This is a genomic window from Photobacterium aphoticum, from assembly GCF_001029435.1.
GTDB classification, from domain to species: Bacteria; Pseudomonadota; Gammaproteobacteria; order Enterobacterales; family Vibrionaceae; genus Photobacterium; species Photobacterium aphoticum.
Genome location: NZ_LDOV01000017.1, coordinates 176,138 through 202,571, shown reverse-complemented (window position 1 = coordinate 202,571; position 26,434 = coordinate 176,138). Strand labels below are relative to the sequence as shown.

The following is a 26,434-nucleotide window of genomic DNA, read 5'->3' as shown; positions in this document are numbered from 1 at the left end:
TGGTAAGTTAAGGTTATGAGTAAGTTATATGAATGGATCATTCCTGATTCTGACGTCATGGAAGAAGAGGAGATCCAAGTAAAACCGCCGTCGATGTATAAAGTGATCCTGAATAATGATGATTACACGCCGATGGATTTTGTGATAGAAGTGTTACAGACGTTCTTCTCCATGGATTTGGAGAAATCAACACAGTTGATGCTGACTGTGCATTATGAAGGGAAAGCGGTTTGTGGAACCTTCACCGCCGAAGTGGCCGAAACGAAAGTGGCCCAGGTGATGATGTATGCGAGAGAGCATGAACATCCGCTGTTGTGTACGATGGAAAAGGCCTAGGCTTTTTTCGGCACGCCATTATTGAGTGGTATTTAGGGGAGGTGCCTTATGCTAAACAAAGAACTTGAAGCTAGCTTGAACGGTGCTTTTGCACGGGCAAGAGAAAAGCGCCATGAGTTTATGACAGTCGAACATCTGCTGTTGGCGCTGCTAGAAAACGCGGCCGCTCAGGAAGCCTTGCTGGCTTGTCGAGCTGATTTAGAGACGTTGCGTAAAGAGCTTGACTCATTCATTGAGCAAACGACGCCATTGATCCCTGTTGATGATGAAAGCCGAGAAACTCAGCCTACACTCAGTTTCCAGCGTGTACTGCAACGTGCGGTGTTCCATGTTCAGTCGTCAGGTCGCAGTGAAGTGACCGGAGCGAACGTGCTGGTGGCCATTTTCAGTGAACAAGAGTCCCACGCGGCGTACTTGCTGAAGAAGAGTGACATTAGCCGTCTGGACGTGGTGAACTTTATCTCTCACGGTACCGTGAAAGACAGCGACAATGATGATTTAAACAGTTCAGATGTGGGTGGCGATGAGCCACGTGCAGAGCAGAACAGTGAAGATAAACTGGAAAACTTTGCCACTAACCTGAACCAGCTGGCGCGTGCGGGTGGGGTCGACCCACTGATTGGCCGCGACAGCGAACTTGAGCGTACGGTGCAGGTATTGTGTCGTCGCCGTAAGAATAACCCGTTGCTGGTGGGTGAAGCCGGTGTGGGTAAAACTGCCATCGCGGAAGGTCTGGCTTGGCGTATCGTTGAAGGCCAAGTGCCGGAAGTGATTCAGGACTGTGTGATTTATTCACTGGATATCGGCTCACTGTTGGCCGGTACCAAGTACCGTGGTGATTTCGAGAAGCGCTTCAAGAACATTCTGAAGCAGCTGGAAAAAGAAGATCACGCCATTCTGTTCATCGATGAAATCCACACCATTATCGGTGCGGGTGCGGCATCAGGTGGTCAGGTGGATGCAGCTAACCTGATTAAACCGCTACTGAGTAACGGTAAGCTACGCTGCATGGGTTCCACCACGTACCAAGAGTACAGCAATATCTTTGAGAAAGAGCGTGCCTTGTCTCGTCGTTTCCAGAAGATTGATATTGTTGAGCCATCGCTGGATGACACCACCAAGATCTTGATGGGTCTGAAGCCGAAATACGAAGCGCACCACGAAGTCCGTTTCACCAATAAGGCGATCCGTGCGGCGGTTGAATTGTCTGCGAAATACATCAACGAACGTCATTTGCCGGATAAAGCCATTGACGTGATCGATGAAGCCGGTGCCCGTTGCCGCCTTGCACCTGCAAGTCGTCGTAAGAAGACGGTCAACGTGAGCGACATTGAAGCCATGATCGCGAAGATGGCGCGTATTCCAGAGAAATCTGTCTCGTCGAGCGATCGTGATGTACTACAGAAACTCGATAGCAAGCTGAAGATGCTGGTGTTTGGTCAGGATCCTGCGATTGATGTGCTGACAGAAGCGATCAAACTGAGCCGCGCTGGCTTGGGCGCTGAAAACAAACCGGTTGGTTCCTTCTTGTTTGCCGGCCCGACAGGGGTAGGTAAAACAGAAGTGACCGTGCAGCTGGCCCGTACATTGGGTATTGAGTTGCTACGCTTTGATATGTCTGAGTACATGGAGCGTCATACGGTGAGCCGTTTGATCGGTGCGCCTCCGGGTTATGTCGGTTACGATCAGGGTGGTCTGTTGACTGATGCCGTGATCAAGCATCCACATTCTGTCGTGCTGCTTGATGAGATCGAAAAAGCGCACCCGGATGTCTTTAACCTGCTGCTGCAGGTGATGGATAACGGGACACTGACGGATAACAACGGCCGTAAAGCCGATTTCCGTAACGTGATTTTGGTGATGACCACCAACGCCGGTGTGACGGAAACCGTACGTAAGTCGATCGGTTTGATCCAGCAGGATCACAGTCTGGATGCGATGGGCGAAATCAAGCGTGTGTTTACGCCGGAATTCCGTAACCGTCTGGACGGTATCATTTGGTTCAACCACCTAGAGAAAGACGTGATTTCTCAGGTTGTCGATAAGTTCATCGTCGAGTTGCAAGCACAGTTGGATGCACGTGGTGTTTCCATGGAAGTGTCTTCGGCAGCCCGTGAATGGATGGCAGACAAAGGCTACGACAAAGCAATGGGTGCTCGTCCAATGGCACGTGTGATTCAGGATAGCCTGAAGAAGCCAATGGCGAACGAGTTGCTGTTCGGTTGCTTGGTGAACGGTGGTTCGGTGCGTGTTGACGTGGTCAATGACAAACTCGACTTCCAGTTCAGCAGTGAAATGGAACCGGCACACTAAGTGTGAGTGCTTTGATAGACAATAAATAACCGCCGAAAGGCGGTTATTTTTTATCTGGCGTATAGCTTGGCGATTAGCGCTGGCTGGCCCACAGGTGCAGCAGATCGGTAGCAATCGTTGCAGCTGCCAGAGAGGTCATGTCTGCGTGATCATATGCCGGTGCCACTTCTACCACATCCATACCAATCAAATTAATGCCCTGCAAACCACGGATGATTTTCAGTGCTTTGTCTGACGTCAGACCGCCACACACCGGTGTGCCCGTGCCGGGTGCAAACGCCGGATCCAAACAGTCAATGTCAAACGTCAGGTAAACCGGACGATCACCCACGGTTTGTTTGATGCTCTCAACGATTTGATCGACCGACCAGTCATTGGCGGTGCCTGCATCAATCACATTGAAGCCCATTTTGTTGTCGTAATCGGTACGGATACCAATTTGTACCGAGTGCTTTGGATCAATCAGGCCTTCGTTAGGCGCATGGTAGAACATGGTACCGTGATCGTATTGGCTGCCCATGTCATAGGTGTCAGTGTGCGCGTCAAAGTGGATCAGCGCCATTTCACCGAACTTCTTCGCGTGTGCACGCAGTAGCGGCAGGGTCACAAAGTGGTCACCACCGAAAGTCAGCAGGGTTTTGCCTTGCTCAAGCAGGCCTGTCGCGTGCTGCTCCAGACGCTCACACATTTGACCTGCATCACCAGAATCAAACACCAAGTCACCACAGTCTGCCATGGTGATCTTATCCATCAGTGAGAACGTCCATGGCCAGCGCTTGCCTTCCCAAGCCAGGTTGGTGGAGATTTGGCGGATAGCGCCCGGGCCCATACGGCTGCCAGAGCGGCCTGTGGTGGCCATATCAAACGGTACTCCGGTGATGATCACATCGGCGTCAGACGCTTGTGGGTTAAAGTCCAGCGGTTGACGCAAGAAACCAAACGCATTGGCGTACAGCGAGTAGTCAGGGTAATTGGCCAGTGTTGCCATAATAAAACTCCAAAAATCGTGTTCATGCAGTCCCGCATTGCCCGTGTTTGTTTCTCGATGACGATGCGGGGCTGTAGATAAATCATTTGATTCGCTTTGCGAAAATCAGCGGCTACCGTGGATGTCTTCCAGGTAAGTATAACCTTGCAGGCCTTCCGCCAGCTCAGCCAGAATGTCTGCGTGTTCGCTCTCTGGCAGGTGCTCTTTCACCATGATTTCGTATTGGCGAAGGAACAGCTCAGAATCCAAGTGCATGTAGCGCAAGACATCGCCCACGCTGTCACCGCGCTCTACCTGTTCAATGTGGTAGCTGCCATCTGGCTTGCAACGTACGGTGGCGGTATCGGTGTCGCCAAACAGGTTGTGCATGTTGCCCAACACTTCTTGGTACGCACCCACCATGAAAAAGCCCAAACGGTATGGCGCTTCATCGGTCCACGCCGGTACAGCCAGTGTGCTTTCAATGCCTTGGCCTTCCACGTACTGATCAATGGCACCGTCAGAGTCACAGGTGATGTCCAGGATCACCGCGCGACGTTCTGGCGCTTTGTCCAGATTGGTCAACGGCAGTACCGGGAACACCTGCTCAATGCCCCATGCATCCGGCAGAGACTGGAACAGCGAGAAGTTCACGAAGAACTTATCAGCCAAACGCTCGTGCATCTCATCCAGCAGCGGACGGTGCGCACGGTTCTTGGTAGACAGGCGTTTTTCCAGTTCATAACACAGACGCAGGCTGATTTGCTCGGCCCATGCACGTTCTGTGAAGTTCAGCATGCCCATCGCAAACTGAGTATGCACTTCTGCTAAATCACTCTGGTTGTCATGGTAAATTTCTACCAGTGAACGGTGATCAGTCAGGGCCTTCAGATCCTGCCAAGAGTGCCACATGTTATGCAGGATCTGTGGTGCGCTCTCTTCCGGCGGGTACACGGACTCTTGTTTGTAGCTTTCTACACCGACCACATCGGTGATCAGCACAGCATGGTGCGCCGTCAGGTTACGGCCTGACTCTGAAATAATACGTGGCATGCGAATGTCGTATTCTTTACACACGTCACCCAGGGTATAAACCACGTTATTGGCGTATTCACGCAGGCTGTAGTTCATTGAGCAGCTGCTCTGACTACGGGTGCCTTCATAGTCCACCGCCAAGCCACCACCGACGTCTACCGTGGTGATGTTCGCGCCCAGCTTGTTCAGCTCGGCATACACACGGCTGGCTTCGCCCACGCCATTGCGCACGTCACGAATGTTGGCGATTTGTGAGCCCAGATGGAAGTGCAGTAACTGCAGACAATCCATCATGCCTTTGTCGCGCAACTGGTTCAGCACCGTCAGCACCTGTGCGGCAGACAGGCCGAATTTTGATTTCTCACCACCACTGGCTTGCCACTTGCCTTTGCCCTGCGATGACAGACGAGCACGCAGACCCAAACGAGGGCGGACACCCAGCGCGGCGGCTTCTTCCATTACCGTCTGCAGTTCAGACAATTTTTCCAGCACGATATACACTTCGTGCCCCAGCTTTTCGCCGATCAGCGCCAAGCGGATGTATTCACGGTCTTTGTAGCCGTTACAGACGATCACTGAGCTGGCTTGTTGTGCCATGGCCAGTACCGCCATCAGCTCAGGTTTGCTGCCTGCTTCAAGGCCAAGCTGACGTTGCTGCTTGGCGTATTGGCTGGCAAGGATTTCACTGACAACCGCTTCTTGCTGGTTGACTTTGATGGGATAAACCGCGAGGTATTTACCTTGGTAGCCGTAGTGTTCAATGGCCTCGTTAAAGGTCGAACACAGGCTATCCACCCGATGATGCAAAATATCAGGGAAACGAACTAACACCGGTAACGACGCGCCTTTGGCAATCAGCTCATCAGCCAATTGTGACAGGGCGATAGTATGGTTCGGATTGACGTTATCAGGTTTAACCACGACTTCCCCTTGCGGGTTAATGTCGAAGTAGCCTTGACCCCAGTATGGAGTGTTGTAAACGTCACGTGCATCATTGATAGACCAATCACTCATGTTACTTCCTCGAATCAGTGATTGGGTGCAGGCAGTGGTGTTATTGACAGCTGTGGCAAAGCCCAGCCGTTGAGGCTGCAAGCACCAAGTTGATAATACTCATCAAGCGTGCGGAGAGGCGTATAGATAGAAGAAGGCACACGCTCCGCAGGCTGCGTGAAACCGATTAAGCCAAACGATTATTGGCTAACGGGCCTTTTGGTCCGCCTTTGTGACATCCTTTTCTTGCGACGGGCAAGGGGATTATTCGATGCCGTTAGCGAAATGTCTTTGGGGTGGAGAGTGGCTGCGGTGTCGCAAACGGTGACTAGGCTTAATTGCACTAGTGCATCATGGATTGCGAAAGGTTTCATTGTCATTCCTACACGGCCGTGCTGCAGACAGATTTCACGGTATGAAGAAAGATGAGGCTCATGGCTGAACCCGTCTACACCTCGGTTGCATGGTCCTACCACGTCAGCTGGGTGCAGTGCGATTAGACAACCGAAACCCCCGTGAGGCAAATAAAATAATCTGCATGTTTCAATGAGATTTTCTGATGATAAAGCTATCAGTTTGATGAGCAAAAGTGAGGCAGAAGAGAAGCCGAAAAGCCGCTGAAAACAGAGAGGAAAAGTGAATATAAAGAGAGGGATAACGTATGAATTGGCGGAAAAAATAAAACCCGGCCAGAGCCGGGTTTTATTTGTATTCTGTAATCTTATCGCAAAGATTAACGGGCGCGGAAGACGATGCGGCCTTTGGTTAGGTCGTATGGAGTCAGTTCCACAGTTACCTTGTCACCAGTAAGAATACGGATGTAGTTTTTACGCATTTTGCCAGAGATGTGAGCGGTAACAACGTGACCGTTCTCTAGCTCTACGCGGAACATTGTGTTAGGTAGTGTATCAAGTACAGTACCTTGCATTTCAATTACGTCTTCTTTTGCCATTGAATCCTCTATAGGCTACCAGCCATTCATCTTGATCGGGCTGGATGATGCCTTGAATCTGTTTGAGTGTAAATATCAGGCGGCAATTTTACCCTTGCTGTAGGGCTTTGTCAGCTACTGTAATGCATTAAAACGCATTTTATCTAATTTGCAAGCTGTTACCGGCGAAAATAACAGCTCTATCTCTCACTTCGTTCAAAATGTAGTATTTGTACAAATTACGAAATGGCGTGCAGCTCCTGCGAAATAACAGATTGTCGATTGGCGAACTTATGAGCGCCACGTATTATCCCGCAGCTTTTGGTGGGGCTGGAAGCGGGTTTTGTAATTCATTGCCGGACACTCATCAATCTGGTAGCCCGGATACAGCCACTCGCGGCCGGTTTGTTGGCAATACAGAATCTGGTACAGCACACATAAGGTGCCCAATGAGAGCGTCGTTTCAGGATCGAAGAAGCTGTACACCGCACTCAGGGCCTCATCAAACACATCGGTAACGGCCACGGCAATGAGCGTGTCACCGTCATACACATGCAAAAAGAGTGTCTTCATCCATGGGGCGGTACAAAACTCAAAGAATTGTGCCTTGTTGGCCGGATACATCGAACCGCCAGCATGACGCTCGCGAATGTAGCGTTCATACAGTGCGAACCAATTATCGTCGAGGGTCGGTTTGAACTCCCAACGGAACTGCTTCATTTGATTAAGCTGACGCTTTTGGCTTTTGCTGGGAGTAAACGCCATGCAGTCAATGCGCAGTGGCGTGCATGCCTGACACTGCTGACACATCGGCTTATACAAGGCGCTGCCACTACGGCGATAGCCAGATGCTAACAGCACCCCGTAACCGGCGGGGGTGAACCAGTGATGATCCATAACCACGCCCAGTTGTTCGGTTTGGCCGGGTAGATAGTTACAGTCGGATTCCGGTGTCAGGCCGATCCGCAGTGAAATCTGATTAAAAGGGCTCATGAGAAAACCGGTGTCAGCTCCTGAGGTTGGTAGCAAAGGGCATCGAGTACATCATCGCGCAGATGGTGCAGGGCTTGGGTAAACATCGGACGATCCATTTCAGCCGCCCCCAGTGATGCAAGGTGATCATTCATCATTTGGCAATCAATCAGTTGACCGCCATGCGCGCTAAAGTGTTGGCAAAAGCACCATAATGCAATTTTAGAAGCGTTATCCGCGGTTGAAAACATCGATTCCCCACAGAACACGCCACCCATCGCAATGCCGTACAGGCCACCGACCAGTTTTTCGCCTTGCCACACTTCCACCGAATGGCAGTAACCAAGCTCATGCATGTTCTGGTAAGCCCGAATCATCTCTGGCGTGATCCAGGTTTCGTCTTTGCCACGGGTATCGGCACATAATTGGATCACGTCTTTGCAGGCATGATTCAGTGTGATGGTATACCCTGACTTGCGGTAAAACTTACGCAGGCTTTTGCTTGGGGTAAATTGGGCCGGCAGAAAGACACCGCGCGGGGTAGGGCTCCACCACAACAATGGCTCACCTTCCGAGAACCACGGGAAAATGCCCTGACGGTACGCTGAGATCAAGCGGGCTGGGCGTAAGTCACCCCCAAATGCCAGCAAGCCATTGGGTTCTGCCAACGCAGTTTCAGGGGCGGGAAAGTCAGTGTTGACCGGGTCGAGCTCAGGAAGATAGATTGCCATAATGAAAAACGGATTGCATAGTGCCATGGGTAAGATGAAAGGGTACAGAGGATTATAAGATGAGAAAAGCGTTATTGTTATTGCTAATGTTGCCCTTAGTGGTGTCGGCGGCACCGTACAACCGCAATCAGGCCCGTCAGGTCAATGAAGTGGTGTTTGGTCAGGTTGATACCGTGCGTTATATCAGTTATCAGGAGGTCCAGTCGTCACAGCGCAATGGCTGGGAAACCTTATTGGGTGGTGTGATTGGTGGTTTGGTTGGCAACCAGTTTGGTGATGGCACCGGACGGGAAGTAGCGACCGCTGTCGGGGCGATTGCGGGGGCGAGCATTGCCCATGAACGTCAGCCGACGAAGCGGGTGGTGGATTACCATTTGGTGGAAATATTGATTAAAGCCAGTGATGGGCGTTTGATTGATGTGATTCAGGATGTGGATCAAAGCATGCGCTTTACCCGAGGGGATGCCGTGCGGATTTTGTATTTTGATGATGGGGTAAGGGTGGATAAAACCTATCCTTGAGAGGGCTTTTTAATACAGGGCCTTGATGCAACATCTTGATACATCGCCTTAGCGAACGCGATTTAGCGCAGAAAAAAGAAAAGCGTGAAGACCGGTTTGGCCTTCACGCTTTTTTATTCAGGTCGATAACCGAACAGGGCTTATTCTACTGTCAGAATACGCATGTTGTTGGTTGAACCGATTTTGTCCATTTCGTCACCTTGCGTGATGATCACAAGATCACCGGTGTTCAGGAAGCCGTGCTCTTTCAGTACGCTTAGTGCGTGCTTCGCAGCATCCAGACCTGCATCGCTGTCACGGTTGAAGAACACTGGTGTTACACCACGGTACAGTGCCGCGCGGTTTAGGGTGTTCTCGTTACGAGACATCGCGAAGATTGGCAGACCAGAAGAGATGCGAGACATCATCATTGGCGTACGGCCAGATTCAGTCATTGCGACCATCGCTTTAACGCCTTCCATGTGGTTAGCAGCGTACATGGTTGACATCGCAATGGTTTCTTCAGGTGATTCAAACGTGCGAGCCAGACGGTGGTTAGACACGTTGATGCTTGGCTCTTTCTCAGCACCCATACATACGCCAGCCATCGCCGTCACGGTTTCAACCGGGAAGTCACCTGCTGCTGTTTCTGCAGAAAGCATTACCGCATCGGTACCATCCAGTACGGCGTTCGCCACGTCCATTACTTCTGCACGTGTTGGCATTGGGCTCGTGATCATCGACTCCATCATTTGAGTCGCAGTGATAACTGCACGGTTCAGGCTGCGAGCACGACGGATCAGTTTCTTCTGAACGCCTACTAGCTCTGGGTCACCGATTTCAACACCTAGGTCACCACGGGCAACCATTACGGCGTCAGAAGCCATGATGATGTCATCCATTGCTTCTGTAGTTGCAACCGCTTCAGCGCGCTCTACTTTTGCAACTAGCTTCGCTTCTAGGCCAGCTTCAACTGCAAGGCGACGTGCGTATTTCATGTCTTCGCCGTTACGTGGGAAAGATACCGCCAGGTAATCTACGCCCATTTGTGCTGCAGTGATGATGTCAGCTTTGTCTTTGTCAGTCAGTGCTTCTGCAGACAGGCCGCCACCTTTTTTGTTGATGCCTTTGTTGTTTGACAGCGGGCCACCCACAGTCACAACAGTGTGAACTTTGTTGCCTTCAACAGACGTTACTTTCAATTGAACACGGCCGTCATCCAATAGCAGGATGTCGTCAGCTTCAACGTCTTTTGGTAGTTCTTTGTAGTCAAGACCAACGGCTTGCTGGTTACCTTCACCTTTTGGAAGGTCGCTGTCTAGTGTGAAAACATCACCGATAGCCAGTTGGATTTTGTTGTCTTTGAAGGTTGATACGCGGATCTTAGGACCTTGCAGGTCACCCAGGATAGCAACGTGCTTACCCAGTTTGGCTGCAATTTCACGAACAGTCTTTGTACGTTGAATGTGATCTTCTGGGCTACCGTGGGAGAAGTTCATACGAACAACGTTAGCGCCTGCTGCGATAATCTTTTCTAGGTTGTTATCACGGTCAGTTGCTGGACCCAGGGTTGTTACGATTTTAGTACGTCTTAGCCTTTCAGACATTGTAAGCTCCATTTGTATCATTGTTTGCAATGAAAACGATTGCATTATGATCATCACTTTCATTGATGTGCAAGAAATAGTACTACACTCACGTGCCAGAAGAAGCTGTTCTTTATCAACAAAATGTAAGAAAAAGACACCGTTTTCTGGCCTTGATAAAGGAATTTTTACACCACCATAAAACCTTTTGTTCAGTCGCTGTTTGATCAGGAAAAGCCGGCTGAAAACGGGAGGTGTTGTGTTAAGTGTAGTGGTTTGCGATGACATAAAAAAAGCACGACTCGCGTCGTGCTTTCTTTTTTATAAAATGCCTTCTTTCGTGAAGCGGGAGTCTTTCAGTGACTCTTTCACACGTTTTAAGTTTTCTCGAAAACCCGCCCCTCGGCGAAGGGTAAAACCGGTGGCCAGTACATCGATAACGGTCATCTGGACCACACGGCTGGCCATTGGCATGTAAATGTCCGTGTCTTCTGGAACGTCCAGACAAATCGACAGGGAGCATTCACGATCCAGCGGAGAATCTTTGGCGGTGATCCCAATTACGGTCGCCCCGTTCTCACGCGCCATGCGCGCCACTTCTACTAGGCTCTTGGTGCGGCCGGTGTGGGAAATCATCACGACGACATCACCGTCAGAGCAGTTGATCACGCTCATACGCTGCATCACGATGTCATCAAAGCAGACAATCGGAATGTTAAAGCGGAAGAATTTGTTTTGGGCATCGTGCGCAACAGAGGCGGAAGCACCCAAACCAAAGAAGGAAATTTTCTTGGCTTGTGTCAGCAAATCCACCGCACGATTCACCTGCATCGGATCCAGGCTGTTTTTGGCTACGTCTAAGCATGCCATGGTCGATTCAAAGATTTTCGACGTGTAGGCATCAGGACCATCGTCTTCTTCGACGTTACGGTTCACATACGGCGTGCCGTTGGCCAAGCTCTGCGCCAGGTGCAGTTTAAAATCAGGAAATCCTTTGGTATCGAGTCGACGACAGAAGCGATTGACCGTTGGCTCACTGACGTCTGCCATTTTCGCCAGAGTTGCAATGCTTGAGTGAATCGCAGTTTGAGGTGATGCTAGGATGACCTCAGCGACTTTACGCTCTGATTTGCTGAAATTATCAAGGTTCTTTTGAATTTTCTCTAGGGTATTCATGGCGGTTACCGCTCGTTACTGAATTTCATTATTGGCTGCTTCTTACTCATTGCGCCATTTTGATGAAACTATACTACTTTTCAGCGATCTGCTCCTAGCAAATCACGGGTAATTACGTTGTCTTTTTATTATAGTTTGACAAAGATCGAGTTTTTCCTTTCAGAACTGAAATGAAAATTATGTAAAACGACAGATTTAAGCGCGATATTGGCCTTATTTTGTTGTTTATTTTCAGTTGTAGGGAATTAATTTACAGGCTGAAAAAAATGCGGTGGTTATTTACCGCCATTTTATTGATTGCAAATGGCCGGGAGGACAGATGGATATATGGAATAATACGAAAGTGAGCATCTGTGGTTGCGGGTGGTTAGGGTATCCCTTAGCGGATCATCTGGTGCAATTAGGGGCGCAGGTGTGGGGCAGTCGTCAGACCGTGGCAGCGGCAGAGGCGTTGTCGGCCATCGGTGTGAATGGGATTCCTTTGTGCTTACCGAATGACGTAGTTTCACCGAGTCAGGCCGTTCGCGATTTTTTTGCCACCGACGTGTTGGTGGTGAATGTGCCTCCCGGTCGTCAGCCAGGATCTGTCGATGCGTGGCAGCAAAATGTCAGCCAGTTACTGGATGTCGCTCAGCAGTGCGGCACTCAGCGGGTGATTTTTATCAGCACAACGGTGGTGTATGGCAATGCGAAAGGTACCGTGTATGAAGATACGCCAGTGCAACCTGAAACCGCGTCCGGTCAGGCACATGCAGACATGGAGCAGCTTGTGTTACAGATGTGGGGAGACAATGCAGTGGTGTTGCGTTTGTCAGGGCTGATTGGCCCGGGACGTCACCCGGTACGTTTCCTGTCAGGACGCAAAGCTATCCCTCATGGCGGCGATCCGGTGAATCTGATCCATCAGGCGGACTGTATTGCGGCAATCAGACGAATCATTACGTTGGGTCAACAGGGATGGGGAGGGCATATTTTGCATCTGGCTGCGCATGATCACCCGTCGCGTTCTGCCTATTATTGCGCGATGGCGAATCAAGCAGGATTGCCATTGCCGGATTTTGCGCCAGACAGTACGGCAGAGATCCAACAGCGTGATGCGAAAGTGATCGATGCGGGTCGAACCTGCGAATTATTAGGGCTGACGCTGTTAAATCCTCATTTAATGTCGTTACCGCCAGAAATATAGACAATAACTGCGTGTATTGTTGGTTTATTTATACATAGGCTTGTGACACATAAAAAAAATCCCGCTGTCAGAACAGCGGGATGAAAAATAAACACAATTAGGAGTTTAGCAGCAGTGGCATCAATAATTAAAGAAGGTGAAGCATGATAAACATCATGTTGAAACGTTCTTTAATTTGAAATGTTATTAGTATGACCAAGGCTTTTCGGCAAAGTTCACACGAATGTGCATTTTTTTTAATTTTTTTCGTTCAGGCTGATGTTGAAGAGGCGGGCTGTGTTTGGCTGAAAATAAAACGGCCCATGCATTAGGCCGTTTTTATCAGGGGCAGTGTGCTGCTGAATGTGTGTACGTGCCGATCAATATACCGGTTTTTCGAGGGTAAATTCTTCCGTCAGCACAACATCGTCATCCATGATGACAGAGAACGTCCATTTTCCAGGGACCACTTCCCAGTCTTCAGACAGGTAGTAACCAAAGAAGGTATTACCGGTTGTGATGGCCTGATTGTAAGTAATGGATTCAACCGTTTTGCCCGTTGTTGGATCCGTCATTGGTGGGAAGGTGATTTGGTGGATCACTTGGGTATCTTCACCGGTCACATCATAGCTAAGGCCAAAACGTGTGCCTTTAACGGCAGGGACGATGTTGGATTCATCAATAAAGGCAATGTTTGAAATGACGGCAAGCTTATCAGAAGGCAGGCCGGCGATTTCTGTTGCACTGTCCGTGTTCGCAACATATTGGCCTTTTTCAGCAAGGGTCATGTGTGTTTTTGGTGGCGTTGCACATCCAGCTAGGGCTGCAACCATACAGACCATATAGATTTTTTTAAAGTCCATTTAATCCCTTTCTCTCTACGGAAGAATAACAACGGCAAGCATGAAATAGGTATATTTATCATGCTGATAGCGTATCTTTTTCGTGATTGCTGATCACTGTGTCAATAGTAAGTAGGCCAAGTAAACGGGTAAAGAGCAAAAAGGACAAACTGCCAATAACTTATCCTTCTTGTTGCATATCTACGTGTCATATCACGTTCCGCTTTGTGATGGTATGTACGCGATGCCGAGCCATGCGTCAGTGTTCAGTAAACAAGCCGTGTACAGCAGGAAAAGGTATGTAGGAAAGGGATAGCTGTGATAGGCCTGCACACGTGGTTAACGCGCTGAATAACAGGCAAGTGAGTAACAGGCAAAAAAAAAGCCCACTGACTGGCAGTGGGCAAAGCTCTATTTACACAATTAGGAGTTTAGCAGCAGTGGCATCAAACGATTAAAGATAAGAATGCGTGTTGGCGGCCAGCGAACAAATCAAAAACTCTTTAATCTTAATGTCACTATTTATGACCGAGGGAATTGGCATTGGTTCCGATATGTATTCAAAAAAAAGTGAATATTTTTTAAATGGATGATTTTAAGCTGATTTTTTTCTTACTCATTCTGCTAAGTGCAACGGGATATGTGGCACATCGGTGAGGCTTATCGTTATCCGCCGGAAAGGTGCCAGGAAGGCCATTGACGACACACGTTCGTATTGGCTTTTTACCTCAACAGGGATGATTTTTCTGATCCCCAAATGAAAGAAAACCCATCTCCATGAGGGGACGGGCTTCGAAGAATATCTTCTAAGAAAAAGCAGTGGCACTAGTTATGACCCGCGCTTTTTCTCTTGGTTCCCACTTTTTTTCCTTTTTCTCGAATTTTTTTTCAGCCGACCATTCTCAATGCAGTGTCATGAGATCCGGCTGAGAAATGCATGTGGTTAAAAAGTTGTTTATCACTTGTTAATTGTGTGGTGCTTGTGTAAGGTTTAAACAAGCGTTTAATACAGGTGATTGAATATGGCTGGAGGAAAGGGAGAAACCAAAGCCCGCATTTTGGATGCCGCAGAGTTGCTGTTCGCTGAGCAAGGATTTAACGATACCTCGTTACGCACAATTACCAGCAAAGCCGGGGTGAATCTGGCGTCAGTGAATTATCACTACGGTGATAAAAAAACCTTAGTGCGCGCGGTACTGGGGCGATATTTAGAATCGTTTATGCCAGCGCTGCAAGATGAATTACGCGTACTGCTGACCCGAGACGATTTCTGTATGGAAGATGTGTTTCGTTGCATTAAGGCACCGTTATTATCACTCAATGGCTTTCGTCCCAATGGTGCCACTATCTTCATGTCATTGATTGGCCGTGGGTACACCGATGTGCAAGGGCATTTGCGCTGGTTCATTGTGACGCGCTATGACGATGTACTGGCGCAGTTCACCACCGCGATACGCCGTGCCAACCCATCCTTGGATCCCGAAACCTTGTTTTGGCGATTGCATTTCACCTTAGGCGCCTCGGTGTTCACCATGGCTTCTTCTACCGCATTGTGCGAAATAGCCAATAACGATTTCGCCCAACATGTAACCCCCGAAGACTTAATAGAACGTCTTGTGCCGTATCTCGCCGCAGGCGTGGCCGCACCGATTGATGCGCCCTTGTCGCTGATACACGAAGGATAGTGTGAAAAGAGCGCGTCGTTGACGCACAAGTCATCCATAACAATCGTCGTGACGAAAGGACCTGAACTATGAGTATGCTGACCGATCTTAGAAAGCGTTACCTCAGTGATCCCGCCTTTAAGGTGTTCAAGCAAGTGCTGCCGCCGTTGTCTGAGACAGAGCGCGAGGCGATGGAAGCCGGCAGTGTATGGTGGGACGGTGAATTGTTTAGCGGGGCGCCCAACTGGAATACCTTGCTGACCTATCCGCAACCGACGCTCACGGCAAAGGAACAAGCCTTTATCGACAACCAGCTCATGACGTTGCTGGATATGTTGGATGACTATCAAATCGTACAAGAAGACAAAGATCTGCCGCCAGCGGTGTGGGCGTTTCTGCGCAAAGAAAAATTCTTTTCACTGATCATCGGCGAAGAGTACGGTGGCTTGAATTTTTCCGCCCATGCTAACTCGACCATTGTGGCGCGTATTGCCACGAAAAGCTTGAGTGCGGCGGTGTGTGTGATGGTGCCCAATTCCTTAGGGCCGGGAGAACTGCTCACGCATTACGGCACGAAAGATCAAAAAGACTATTGGCTGCCACGCCTGGCCGAAGGGAAAGACATTCCGTGTTTTGCCTTAACCGGGCCGGAAGCGGGTTCCGATGCCGGGGGGATCCCGGATAAGGGCGTCGTCTGTTATGGCGAATACCAAGGGCAGAACGTGTTGGGGATCCGTGTCAGTTGGAATAAACGCTACATCACGCTAGCGCCAGTGGCGAGTGTGCTGGGGCTGGCATTCAAATTGTATGATCCCGACGGTTTACTCAGTGAAGAGGAAGGTGTTGAGAGCAAGGAAGATATCGGCATTACCTGTGCCTTGATCCCGGCTGATCACGAGGGTGTGGAGCTGGGTGAGCGTCATGACCCGCTCAATCTGGCCTTTATGAACGGGCCAACGCGTGGTCAGGACGTGTTCATCCCGATGGATTGGGTGATCGGCGGGCAAGATTATGTCGGTCGAGGCTGGCGTATGCTGGTGGAATGTCTGTCAGCCGGGCGAGGCATTTCGCTGCCGGCACTAGGGACGGCAGTGGGCCATCTTGCGGCACGGACCACCGGCGCGTATGCCGCCGTGCGTAAACAATTTGGTATGTCGATCGGGAAATTTGAAGGGGTCGCGGAACCTATTGGCCGCATAGCCGGGCAAACCTACATGCTTGAAGCGGCACGGACGCTGACTACGACCTCATTGGATATGGGGGAAACCCCGGGCATCGTTACCGCGATTGCCAAATATCACATGACAGAAATCGCCCGCCGCTTGCTCAATGACGCGATGGATGTTCATGCAGGACGCGCTATCCAGCTCGGGCCTATGAACTATCTTGGGCATCATTACTTTGGGATGCCTGTGGCCATTACGGTGGAAGGGGCGAATATCCTGACCCGAAACCTGATGATTTTCGGCCAAGGTGCGACGCGTTGTCACCCTTATGTGTTGCAGGAAATGGCCGCCGCCAGCGATCCGGATACAGTAAAAGGGGCGGAAGATTTTGACCGCCTGCTGGCGAAACACGTGCGCTTTGCGGTCGGTAACAGTGCCAAATCTTTCCTGAATGCCTTCACCCGTTCGCGCTTTAATCGCGCCCCGGTCAGTGGGGAAACGGCCGGGCATTATCGTCAGCTAGGCCGAATGAGCCGAGCCTTGGCGGTGGCGGCGGATGTGTCCATGCTGACGTTGGGGGGAGCGCTTAAACGCCATGAAATGTTATCTGCCCGCTTGGGAGATGTGCTCAGTCATTTGTATCTGGCGTCGGCGGTGCTCAAACGCTATGAAGACGAAGGACGTTTGGCTGAAGATTTACCCTTGGTGAACTACGGCGTGCAGTATTGTTTGCACCAGTGTGCCGAGGCATTTGACGGCATTTTTGCTAATTTCCCGCGCAAGGGTGTGGGCTTGACGCTGCGCAGTCTGCTGTTCCCATTAGGGATGCATTATGCTGCCCCGAACGATACCTTGACGTTGGCTGTGGCGAAAACCTTGATAGTGCCGGGGGCGCAACGAGATCGTTTGTCGCACTTGTGTTACGTGGGAGAAGCGGCCTCGGATCCGGTCGGGATTATGGAGCGAGCGTTTATTGCGCTGCATGATGTCAAAGAGATTGAGACAAAATTGGCCGAAGCGATCAAGAGGGGTGAGATCCCGCGCAAGGTTTCATTAACAGAAAAATTACAAATCGCCTTGAGTGTGGGGATCGTCACAGAAGGCGAGGCGGATAAGATACACAATGCAGAGCAACTCAGACAGCAAGCGATTCAAGTGGATCATTTTGCTGCAGACAAATTTAAAAAAGGCGGCCTACAACCGGGAAAAGCTGCCTAAGACGCAAGTCGCAGAATAATAACCTGGTGTCTCCCATGTGCCACGCAATCGCGTGGCACTTTTTTTGCGCAAAATTCAGCACGTTCACGTGCGAACACCTCCAACCACTGCCCAATTTAGCGTTTTCGCTCATAAAATTAATGCGAACTTGTCATTTACCTTTTATCCTACTGCTAATTGTGTAAGGGAAGTTGAAAATGATCATCAAACCTAAAATTCGTGGATTTATTTGTACAACGACGCATCCTGTGGGTTGTGAAGAAAACGTTAAAGAGCAAATCGCTTATACCAAGGCGCAAGGCCCAATTGCTAATGCACCTAAGCGTGTATTGGTGGTAGGTTCATCAAGTGGTTACGGTTTGTCATCTCGTATTGCAGCGGCTTTCGGTGGCGGCGCAGCAACCATTGGTGTTTTCTTTGAAAAACCAGGTACAGAGAAGAAGCCGGGTACAGCAGGCTGGTACAACTCTGCCGCATTCGACAAGTTTGCTAAAGAAGAAGGTCTGTATTCCAAGAGCCTGAATGGTGATGCGTTCTCTCACGAAGCAAAACAGAAAGTGATCGATTTGATCAAGGCCGATCTTGGTCAGATTGATATGGTGGTGTACTCACTGGCTTCTCCTGTGCGTAAAATGCCAGAGACCGGTGAAGTGGTACGTTCAACACTGAAGCCGATGGGTGAAACCTACACGGCGACAGCGGTTGATACCAACAAAGACGTACTGATTGAAGCAAGCATTGAGCCTGCAACAGAGCAAGAAGTACAAGACACTGTGACGGTAATGGGTGGTCAGGATTGGGAATTGTGGATCAATGCCCTGTCTGACGCAGGTGTACTGGCTGACGGTTGTAAGACGGTGGCATACAGCTACATCGGTACTGAAATCACTTGGCCAATCTACTGGCACGGTGCACTGGGCAAGGCCAAAATGGACCTTGACCGTGCAGCGACAGAGCTGAACAGCAAGCTGTCTGCAACCGGCGGTTCTGCAAACGTAGCAGTACTGAAATCGGTGGTAACCCAAGCGAGTTCTGCGATCCCAGTGATGCCGCTATACATCGCGATGGTCTTCAAGAAGATGCGCGAAGAAGGCGTTCACGAAGGCTGTATGGAGCAGATCTACCGTATGTTCACGCAGCGTCTGTACAAAGCAGATGGCAGCGCAGCAGAAGTCGACAGCGAAAACCGCCTACGTCTGGATGACTGGGAATTGCGTGAAGACATTCAGAAGCACTGTCGTGAGCTATGGCCAAACGTGACGAACGAGAACCTGTTCGACGTGGCTGATTACCAGCAGTACAAAGATGAGTTTCTGAAACTGTTCGGTTTCGGTATCGCGACTGTCGACTACGACGCAGACGTGAACCCGGCTGTTGAGTTCGACGTAGAAAACATCTAAAGCATGCGCGTGCCTGTCTTATTGTCCAGGCACGTGACGCTGAATAAGAAAAAACCGCCGAAATGGCGGTTTTTTTATGGGCGTACTTTTTTTATAGGCGTACATTGATGGATAGTACAAACAGTATCGGGTATTAGCGCTTCGGCAACTCAATCACAAAGGCGGCCCCTTCCAGCGTGGACTCTTCCACATGAATGCTGCCTCGGTAGCTCATGACGATTTCATGGCACACCGACAGACCGATGCCTTGGCCCGGATTGCGTTGGTCAGCTCGGACCCCGCGTTGGAAAATGGCCTCCCTCATTGCTTCTGCCACGCCTGGTCCATCATCTTCAATGCGGATCAGGTAATGGTCGGCGGTTTCCACGGCATTGACATGCACTTCACTGATACAAAATCGGTAGGCATTTTCCAGCAGATTGCCCAGCAGCTCCATCAAGTCACTGCGGTTAACCGGTAAGGTCAGCGCGTCGTTGAAGTTGCATTTCAGGCTGATGTCCTTATCCATATAGACCTTGCTTAACAAGCGACTGAAACTGTCGATCAGCGGTTTCAGATCGGTCTTGTCTTTTTGCAGGCCTTGCTGTCCCATCATGGCACGTTTGAGCTGGTATTGAACCAGTTCATCCATCTGGCTGATTTGCTCCATAATGCGCTGGTTTAATTCGTGACGCGGAATGTCGTTGTCATCCAGCAGGGCATTGGTGGCGGCTAAACGGGTTTTCAGGCTGTGGGCCAAATCATCCATCGCTTGGCGGTAACGGCCTTTCTGGGTGTTGCTGATCTCAATCAAGCGGTTCAGGGCGTGCGTGACATCCTGCAGCTCCATCGGATAGTTATCATCCAAATTTTCCCGTTTGGCATCGGTCATTTGATCCAATTGTGTCGCCAGTTTACGCAGCGGCTGGAAACTCCAATGGAACGCGGCAATCAAGAAGGCAATGGCAAGCAGAACAAACAATCCCAAATAAAAGGTGGTGCGTTTGTGTAACTGTTTCAGGGATGACTGATAGGCGTCGCCGGAGCGCAGGACCACCAATTGGTAGACCTTACCGCCTTCGCGTTCCTGACTCATGTTGTACGCGATATAGCTTTCACCGGAGAGGGTTTCTACTAAGGTAGGGACGGGAATGTTGTTGGGCAGTTCGCCACAGATGTCGCCGATACTGGCTTCTTTGGCTTCTTCAGACAGCCAGATAGTATGGTCGTTTTTATCACAGACCACCGACATGTAGTCCGTGTTAGACGGGTCGACCGAGTTGATCCATTTATCGACGTCTTTGATGAGACCCGCGCGGTTAAGCTGGGCAACCACCATCGGCATTTGCGCCACCAATTCGGACGAGTAGGCGGCCATGTAGCTTTGGCTGTAGAGCTGATTGATCACGCCAGCCAGCGCCGAGGTGATCAGCACAATGATGGCCACCGAGGTCACTAATACCCGGCGGCGTAGTCTTGGTTGGATAATGTTCTTCATCACTGGGCTTGCAGTTCAAAAATGTAGCCCTGACCACGGATGGTCGAGATCGGGTTATCCTGCCCGTTGCTGGTGAATTTCTTGCGCAGGCGGCTGATCATCACTTCAATCGTGTTCGGATCGCCTTCCTGATCTTCATACAGCACATCCAGCAAACGCTGCTTTGAGACCACCTGGCGGCTGTGGCGCATCAGGTATTCCAGCAAATCGTATTCAAAGGCCGTCAGTTCAAGCTGAGTATCGTGAATGAACACTTGCTTGGCCAGCAGATCGACACGAATATCACCGGCGGTCATTTCGGGTTTCACAAAACCGGCGCTGCGGCGAACCAGCGCACTCAGGCGGGCGACCATTTCTTCTTTCTGGAATGGTTTGACGAGGTAATCGTCTGCACCGGCTTCCAACCCCGTGACCTTGTCTTGCCAGTTAGAGCGGGCGGTCAGGATCAGGATGGGTAAGCGCAGGCCTTTGTCACGCATGTCTTTGATCAGGCTGATGCCGTCGCGGTCAGGCAGACCGATATCCACGATCGCGACATCGTTCGGGTAGTCTTGCGCAAAGAACAAGCCTTCTTCGGCGGTACCGGCACATTGTACCTGGTGACCCATTTCACTGAGCTGAGACTTCAGGTGGTGACTCAAAATGGGGTCATCTTCAACAATCAGGATTCGCATAATTTTGATTACCAATGTGTTTTGAATTGATTCAATATACTGAATCGCCTAGGGAGTGGCGAATAATTCGTTGTAATTTGGGACATTATTTCACTCTAGCTTAGACGACAGGGACTGAATCTGGGCTGACTCAAAAGAATAACATGCAAAAAAATGCCCCCTGATGTTTCCATCAGAGGGCAGAGAGTCGATTGAGGCGACGCGATGGCGTTAACTCAGTATCACAAACAGGGTACCGGCAATGGTCAACAGCACGTTGGCAATGGCATAAGTACCGGCATAACCCAGCGCCGGAATGGTACTGCGGGCGTGTTCGTTAATCATATCCATCGCGGGCGCACAGGTACGGGCACCGATAATGGCACCAAACAGCAGTGCACGGTTCATGTTCAGTACATAGGCCCCGAACAGGTACGCCAGTACCACCGGGATCACACTCACCATCAGGCTGACCACAAACACCATCAAACCCACATTGGCCAGAGAGTTAAACAGGTTGGAACCTGCACTTAAGCCAATGCCGACCATGAAGACCATCAAACCAAGATCTTTGGTCATGTTCAGCGCCCCTTGCGGCACGTAACCAAAGGTCGGGTGGTTGGCACGCAAAAAGCCCAAGGTAATACCGGCAATCAACAGGCCTGCGGCACTACCCAAACCAAAGGCGATGTGACCGAAGGTCATGGTGATCGAACCGACCAGTAAGCCAATGATAAAGAAGCAGCAGAACGCGATCAGGTCAGCAATCTGACTGTGTACCGAGATAAAACCAATGCGCTCAGCCAAACCCAATACTCGGCTTTTCTCGCCGCTGACCTGCAGGATATCCCCTTTGCTCAGCAGGATATTGTGATCCATCGGCATTTCGATCTGGGCACGTACCACGCGGTTGAGGAAACAGCCGTATTCAGACAGGTTCAGCTCCGACAGGCGTTTACCGGCGATATTGTCGTTTTTCACCACGATTTCTTCTTCGACAATGCGCAAGTCGAGTAGGTCGCGGTCAAACACTTCTTTACCGTTACGGAAACTGGGATCCAGACGGGCATGGCTGTCCGGGTAACCGACAAGGGCAATCTCGTCGCCTTCTTGCAAAATCGCGTCACCATCAGGGTTCGCCAGAATGCCGTTACGGCGAATACGCTCAATGTAACAGCCGGTTTGACGGTAGATACCCAATTCACGCAGGTTACGGCCGTCAATCCAGTTAATGAGCTCTGGGCCGACACGGTAAGCACGGATGATAGGCAGGTAAACTTTGCGTTGGGCACTTTCCCCGATACCGCGCTCACGGGCGATTTGCTGTGACGATTCCGCCAGGTTCTGCTTTTGCAGCATCGGCATCAAACGTGCCAGCATGATCACACTCACCAGACCGATCAAGTAAGACATGGCATAGCCCACGCTCAAGCTGTCAACGATTTGTTGGATCGCAGTGGGATCAGACACATCGGTCAGGCCGCTGACAATGGCGTCTTTGGCGCCAACCAGCACAGGGGTTGCCGTCAGAGAGCCCGCCATTAAGCCGGTGGCCATGCCTAAACCTAAGTCGAAATAATTACTCATGATGGCGGTAATGGCGACCGCAGAGAGGACCACCACGAGGGCGAGCAATAAATAATGCTTACCGTCACGGAAAAAGATGCCAAAGAAGTTAGGGCCTGCTTCGATACCGACACAGAAAATGAAGAGCATAAAGCCGATATTGAGGGCTTCCGCATTAAAGGTAAAGCCGGCATTACCGAAGAGCAGGGCGGTGATTAATACACCAATTGAATTGCCTAACTGCATGTTCGCAATGCGAATTTTACCTGCAGAGAGACCAACAGCCAGGACCACAAATAACAACAGAATATCATTCTGATGGAGAAGGGCGGCAACATCGATATTCACAACAATTTTTTCCGAAGGAGAGACGATAGCAACAAAAGTGGCGAAAATTTTAGCCGATTTTATTGGGTGAGACTAACGGAAATACCGGCTTTTGGGAGAAAAAAACTATTTCGACATGCGGATTTTTCTAATAGCAGAAATGAAAAAAGGCTGATGTCTCAGCCTTTTTATAAAATTGTTACCGTACTGTAGGTAATCGTGGTGATTACTGGAACAGACCCAGGTTTTCTTTTGCGTACGCTTCGAAATCTGTGCAGCCACCGATGTGCTCTTGATCGATGAAGATTTGCGGTACAGTTTCTACTGGCTTACCGACGGTCTTCTCAAGGTCAGCTTTGCTGATGCCTTCCGCGTGAATGTCAACGTAGCGGTAGTTAAAGTCGTCACGTTCTTCTTTTAGCTTGTCAGCAAGTTCTTTTGCACGAACACAGAATGGGCAGCCTGGACGACCAAAAATAACAACAAACATGATAGCTCTCCTTAAATTTGATGGACTTACTATAACGTGACTGTCGCCAATGAGAAAGCGGGTTTTCTCTCTTGCTGTGATAGATAAAACCGATTGATGAGGATATCGCCGTTCGACGTTTCTTTATGAAGGTGCAACGTAAAGAGGCATGCGGGTGGGCACAAAGAAAAAAAGCACCGAGTGGATACCCGGTGCTTGGTCACTGCGAAAGCAGTTATTGTGTGAGAGTGTTACGAGCGTGTGCTATGCGCGTAGCCGCGTTTTATTATTAGAAGTCGTAGCGCACACCGGCTTGGATTTGGTCATCCAATGCATCGATTTGCTCGAAGCGGTAACCGGCATAAGCGCGGAAGCTGCTGTTGAATTTGTAGATCCCTTCTAGAGCCACATAGTCGACAGTATCTGTGCTATCGGCTTCCTGGAAGTTGTAGACGCCTTGCAGGGTCACTTGATTGATTTTGTAAGCCGCTGCGATTTCATAGGCCTTCAAATCAAGATCACCCAGTGAGCCGTCGGTATACACCGCCGCGAAGTAGAAATCGTTGAACGTGTAAGCTGCCGCTAAGTTGAACTGATCCGCATCAACATCACTTTCCTTACCGTCAACATAACCGGCCCCTAAATCCAGTCCCATTGGCAGTGAGTACACAAAGGAAATGCCGTAGCTATCGGTGTTCTTCTCATCATTAACGACATAGTTGGCAGTAACAGTTAGCCCTTCAAAGGTACCCGAGTAGACAAAGTTATTTTCACGTTTGTCTTTGTTGCCGTTGATAAGGTCTGCGGCATCACCGCCAAAGGTGGCCAGAATATCGGTGAAGTCTGTCAGGATGACCTGGGCAGAATCCTGCTTACCGTAAGAGAGCGCACCGTAGTGGGTGTCGATACCGGCGAACAGGTAACGGGTTTCCAGGGTTTCATCACTGCCTGAGCCGACTTCTAGCTCATACGTACCAAATGCACCGATACCGTCCATGACTTGGCTTTTACCCGTGATATTGACACGAGCACGCGTGATATCTTCAAACGAACTGTCACCATCGACTTCGTTATTGTCAGAGATATTAAAGCGAGGTTCTGCACGACCACCGATGCTCAACGAGCTGTTATCGTCCTGATAAACGGTAGCGGCTTGTGCGGCGCCTGCAAAAAGGAGTGTGGTGAAAGTGGATGCCAATACTGTCTTTTTCATTTCATGTCCCCTGCGTGTAATTTTTTGGCTTCATTGCCATTTTTTGCTGTAGATAAGACTAGAACTCTAAAATGATAGTAACGTTTCGTTAGCATTTCATATTTGTGACGCAACAAATCACCACAAAATGTGACAATGAATGCATTATGGGGTAAGCGATGGATTTCACTGGTAAAAGCTTGCTTAGAATCAAAAACAGGAATTCACAACGGGGCACACTCATTAATAATTAACTCAATCTCACTGTGTAATGGAGTGCCTTATGTTCCAGTTCATGACCTCATCGCGAATCATTTTTGGTGAAGGGGCGTTGGTCAACTCGTTGTCATCGCTCAATCAGTTTGGCTATAGCGTTTTGTTGGTGACAGGGAAAGACGGTACACGGGCAGAGCCGGTGATCAGCTATTTAAAGCAGCAAGGCATGCGTTACCAGCAGGTTGCGGTTCATGGGGAACCTTTGATTGCCATGGTGGAAGAAATGGCTGCGATGGGACGAAAATTCCGTCCTGACATGGTACTGGCCATTGGTGGGGGCAGTGTGATGGATGCGGGGAAAGCGCTTGCCGGCTTGATCCCTAACCAAGGCAGCGTGTACGACTATGTGGAAGTGGTGGGGCGTAATGTGCCATTGCAAGCAAAACCGCTGCCTTTTATTGTCGTGCCGACAACGGCGGGTACGGGGTCGGAAGTGACCAAAAATGCGGTGCTGCGTTCGGCGCAAGAGAATGTCAAAGTCAGTCTGCGCTGCCCTGATATGCTGGCCGATTTGGCCATTGTCGATCCGACGTTAACTTACGGCATGGATCCGGTGATGTCCGGCTATTGTGGGATGGATGCCTTTGCGCATTTGATGGAAGCGTATGTGTGTGGTGATCCGAACCCGTTAACCGACATGGTGTGTGAAGAAGGGTTACGTCGCTTGTCGGGGGCGATTATTGCGGCCTGTGAAGAAGATGATCCGCGAGCGCGTGCGGATATGTCGTTTGCCGCCATGTTAGGTGGCATGGCTTCAGCCAACGCCAAGTTAGGGGCGGCACATGGCCTGGCGTCTTCGTTAGGCGGGCGGTTGGATGCGCCGCACGGCTTGATCACCGCACAGTTGGCACCGTATGTGATGCAAGAAAACGTGTTGGCTGCCCGTGAAGCGGGGCGTGCTGATGTGTTGAACCGTTATCGTCAATTGGCGTGTATCTTAACCGGGCGAACAGATGCGGAAATTGCCGATGGTATTGCCTGGACAAAACGCACGTTAGAACGTTTAGCCTTGCCGCGTGTATCCGACTACGGTTTGTGTGACATGATGTTTGAGGAAGTGGCAGAAGATGCGTTGCTGTCAAATTCCATTAAAGGCAACCCATTGCCGCTGAATAAAGATCGTCTGTTGAGTATTTTGAATCAGATCTGTACCTGTCGATTGAATGACACGCCCGCATCGACACTGGATGATATTGAAGGGTAACTGTCATTTTTTGAGCGCAGATATTTGGCTGAATACACCGTGATGTTCTCGCATCACAAGAAAATGACAGAAAAAATAAGCGGATATAACGGGTCACACCTTGGTGTGGCTCGTTTTTTTATGCGTAAAAAGCGATAGCTTGTCGCTAAAAGTCATGAATGTGTGGGGAAATGTCAGAGAACCGTTAAGTATCTTCATGGTGTGAGTAAAATATGAGGATGAACTTTTTATGATCGTGTCAGTCATATACAATAATTAAATACATTATATTTATA

The 26,434-nt window shown here is 49.9% G+C and carries 21 protein-coding genes; 8 read left to right on the top strand and 13 right to left on the bottom strand.

Annotated elements, in window-relative coordinates; genetic code table 11:
* Positions 1–15 precede the first annotated feature (15 nt).
* Together clpS and clpA are read left to right on the top strand one after the other, a co-directional pair.
* Positions 16–336 carry an ATP-dependent Clp protease adapter ClpS gene (gene clpS / locus ABT58_RS09910; RefSeq protein ID WP_047874230.1) on the top strand — a complete coding sequence of 107 codons (321 nt, stop codon included), beginning with the start codon at positions 16–18 and terminating at the stop codon, positions 334–336.
* Between the two features lie 48 nt (positions 337–384).
* Entirely contained in the window at positions 385–2,649 is a 2,265-nt protein-coding gene (gene clpA, locus ABT58_RS09905) for an ATP-dependent Clp protease ATP-binding subunit ClpA (RefSeq protein WP_047874229.1), read from the top strand.
* Between the two features lie 73 nt (positions 2,650–2,722).
* On the opposite strand, the gene speB is transcribed toward clpA, so the two are convergent.
* From speB to aat, 5 genes are all read right to left on the bottom strand, one after another.
* Complete coding sequence (gene speB, locus ABT58_RS09900) at positions 2,723–3,637, bottom strand: agmatinase (RefSeq protein ID WP_047874228.1); 915 nt, start codon at positions 3,635–3,637, stop codon at positions 2,723–2,725.
* A 105-nt stretch (positions 3,638–3,742) separates the two neighbouring features.
* A complete protein-coding gene (speA, locus tag ABT58_RS09895) occupies positions 3,743–5,665 on the bottom strand; it encodes a biosynthetic arginine decarboxylase (RefSeq protein ID WP_047874227.1) in 1,923 nt (640 codons plus the stop codon).
* A gap of 712 nt (positions 5,666–6,377) precedes the next feature.
* A complete protein-coding gene (infA, locus tag ABT58_RS09890; protein ID WP_005298441.1) occupies positions 6,378–6,596 on the bottom strand; it encodes a translation initiation factor IF-1 in 219 nt (72 codons plus the stop codon).
* A 270-nt stretch (positions 6,597–6,866) separates the two neighbouring features.
* Positions 6,867–7,568 (bottom strand): arginyltransferase, encoded by a 702-nt coding sequence (locus ABT58_RS09885; protein WP_047874226.1) that lies wholly within the window; start codon positions 7,566–7,568, stop codon positions 6,867–6,869.
* Complete coding sequence (gene aat / locus ABT58_RS09880) at positions 7,565–8,278, bottom strand: leucyl/phenylalanyl-tRNA--protein transferase (RefSeq protein WP_047874225.1); 714 nt, start codon at positions 8,276–8,278, stop codon at positions 7,565–7,567. The genes ABT58_RS09885 and aat overlap by 4 nt, the downstream gene beginning before the upstream one ends.
* Positions 8,279–8,337: 59 nt before the next feature.
* On the opposite strand from aat, the gene ABT58_RS09875 reads away from it, so the two are divergent.
* Positions 8,338–8,799, top strand: coding sequence for an outer membrane lipoprotein (locus ABT58_RS09875; protein ID WP_047874224.1), 462 nt, complete (start codon positions 8,338–8,340; stop codon positions 8,797–8,799).
* Between the two features lie 140 nt (positions 8,800–8,939).
* On the opposite strand, the gene pyk is transcribed toward ABT58_RS09875, so the two are convergent.
* Both pyk and ABT58_RS09865 read right to left on the bottom strand, forming a co-directional pair.
* Positions 8,940–10,385, bottom strand: a complete 1,446-nt coding sequence (gene pyk, locus ABT58_RS09870) for a pyruvate kinase (RefSeq protein ID WP_047874223.1) — start codon at positions 10,383–10,385, stop codon at positions 8,940–8,942.
* 300 nt (positions 10,386–10,685) lie between these two features.
* Entirely contained in the window at positions 10,686–11,540 is an 855-nt protein-coding gene (locus ABT58_RS09865; RefSeq protein WP_047874222.1) for a MurR/RpiR family transcriptional regulator, read from the bottom strand.
* A gap of 319 nt (positions 11,541–11,859) precedes the next feature.
* On the opposite strand from ABT58_RS09865, the gene ABT58_RS09860 reads away from it, so the two are divergent.
* A complete protein-coding gene (locus tag ABT58_RS09860) occupies positions 11,860–12,726 on the top strand; it encodes an NAD-dependent epimerase/dehydratase family protein (RefSeq protein WP_047874221.1) in 867 nt (288 codons plus the stop codon).
* Between the two features lie 359 nt (positions 12,727–13,085).
* On the opposite strand, the gene ABT58_RS09855 is transcribed toward ABT58_RS09860, so the two are convergent.
* On the bottom strand, positions 13,086–13,568 hold the full coding sequence (locus tag ABT58_RS09855) for a DUF3859 domain-containing protein (RefSeq protein ID WP_047874220.1): 483 nt from the start codon (positions 13,566–13,568) through the stop codon (positions 13,086–13,088).
* Between the two features lie 1,001 nt (positions 13,569–14,569).
* Between ABT58_RS09855 and psrA the strand changes: the two genes are divergently transcribed.
* The 3 genes from psrA (at position 14,570) to fabV (ending at position 18,995) form a co-directional block, all read left to right on the top strand.
* Positions 14,570–15,232 (top strand): TetR family transcriptional repressor PsrA, encoded by a 663-nt coding sequence (gene psrA / locus ABT58_RS09850; RefSeq protein ID WP_047874219.1) that lies wholly within the window; start codon positions 14,570–14,572, stop codon positions 15,230–15,232.
* 68 nt (positions 15,233–15,300) lie between these two features.
* Positions 15,301–17,595, top strand: a complete 2,295-nt coding sequence (locus tag ABT58_RS09845) for an acyl-CoA dehydrogenase (protein WP_047874218.1) — start codon at positions 15,301–15,303, stop codon at positions 17,593–17,595.
* A gap of 197 nt (positions 17,596–17,792) precedes the next feature.
* Positions 17,793–18,995, top strand: a complete 1,203-nt coding sequence (gene fabV, locus ABT58_RS09840) for an enoyl-ACP reductase FabV (protein WP_047874217.1) — start codon at positions 17,793–17,795, stop codon at positions 18,993–18,995.
* 133 nt (positions 18,996–19,128) lie between these two features.
* On the opposite strand, the gene ABT58_RS09835 is transcribed toward fabV, so the two are convergent.
* The 5 genes from ABT58_RS09835 to ABT58_RS09815 form a co-directional block, all read right to left on the bottom strand.
* Complete coding sequence (locus ABT58_RS09835) at positions 19,129–20,472, bottom strand: ATP-binding protein (RefSeq protein ID WP_047874216.1); 1,344 nt, start codon at positions 20,470–20,472, stop codon at positions 19,129–19,131.
* On the bottom strand, positions 20,472–21,146 hold the full coding sequence (locus ABT58_RS09830; protein WP_047874215.1) for a response regulator: 675 nt from the start codon (positions 21,144–21,146) through the stop codon (positions 20,472–20,474). Before ABT58_RS09830 ends, ABT58_RS09835 begins: the two co-directional genes overlap by 1 nt.
* Before the next feature lie 210 nt (positions 21,147–21,356).
* Positions 21,357–23,039 (bottom strand): aspartate:alanine antiporter, encoded by a 1,683-nt coding sequence (locus tag ABT58_RS09825; protein WP_047874214.1) that lies wholly within the window; start codon positions 23,037–23,039, stop codon positions 21,357–21,359.
* Positions 23,040–23,244: 205 nt separating this feature from the next.
* Positions 23,245–23,508, bottom strand: a complete 264-nt coding sequence (locus ABT58_RS09820) for a GrxA family glutaredoxin (protein ID WP_047874213.1) — start codon at positions 23,506–23,508, stop codon at positions 23,245–23,247.
* A 268-nt stretch (positions 23,509–23,776) separates the two neighbouring features.
* The gene (locus ABT58_RS09815; RefSeq protein ID WP_047874212.1) at positions 23,777–24,700 is read right to left on the bottom strand and encodes a porin; all 924 of its coding nucleotides are present in this window, start codon (positions 24,698–24,700) and stop codon (positions 23,777–23,779) included.
* Between the two features lie 262 nt (positions 24,701–24,962).
* On the opposite strand from ABT58_RS09815, the gene ABT58_RS09810 reads away from it, so the two are divergent.
* A complete protein-coding gene (locus ABT58_RS09810) occupies positions 24,963–26,159 on the top strand; it encodes an iron-containing alcohol dehydrogenase (RefSeq protein ID WP_047874211.1) in 1,197 nt (398 codons plus the stop codon).
* Positions 26,160–26,434 lie beyond the last annotated feature (275 nt).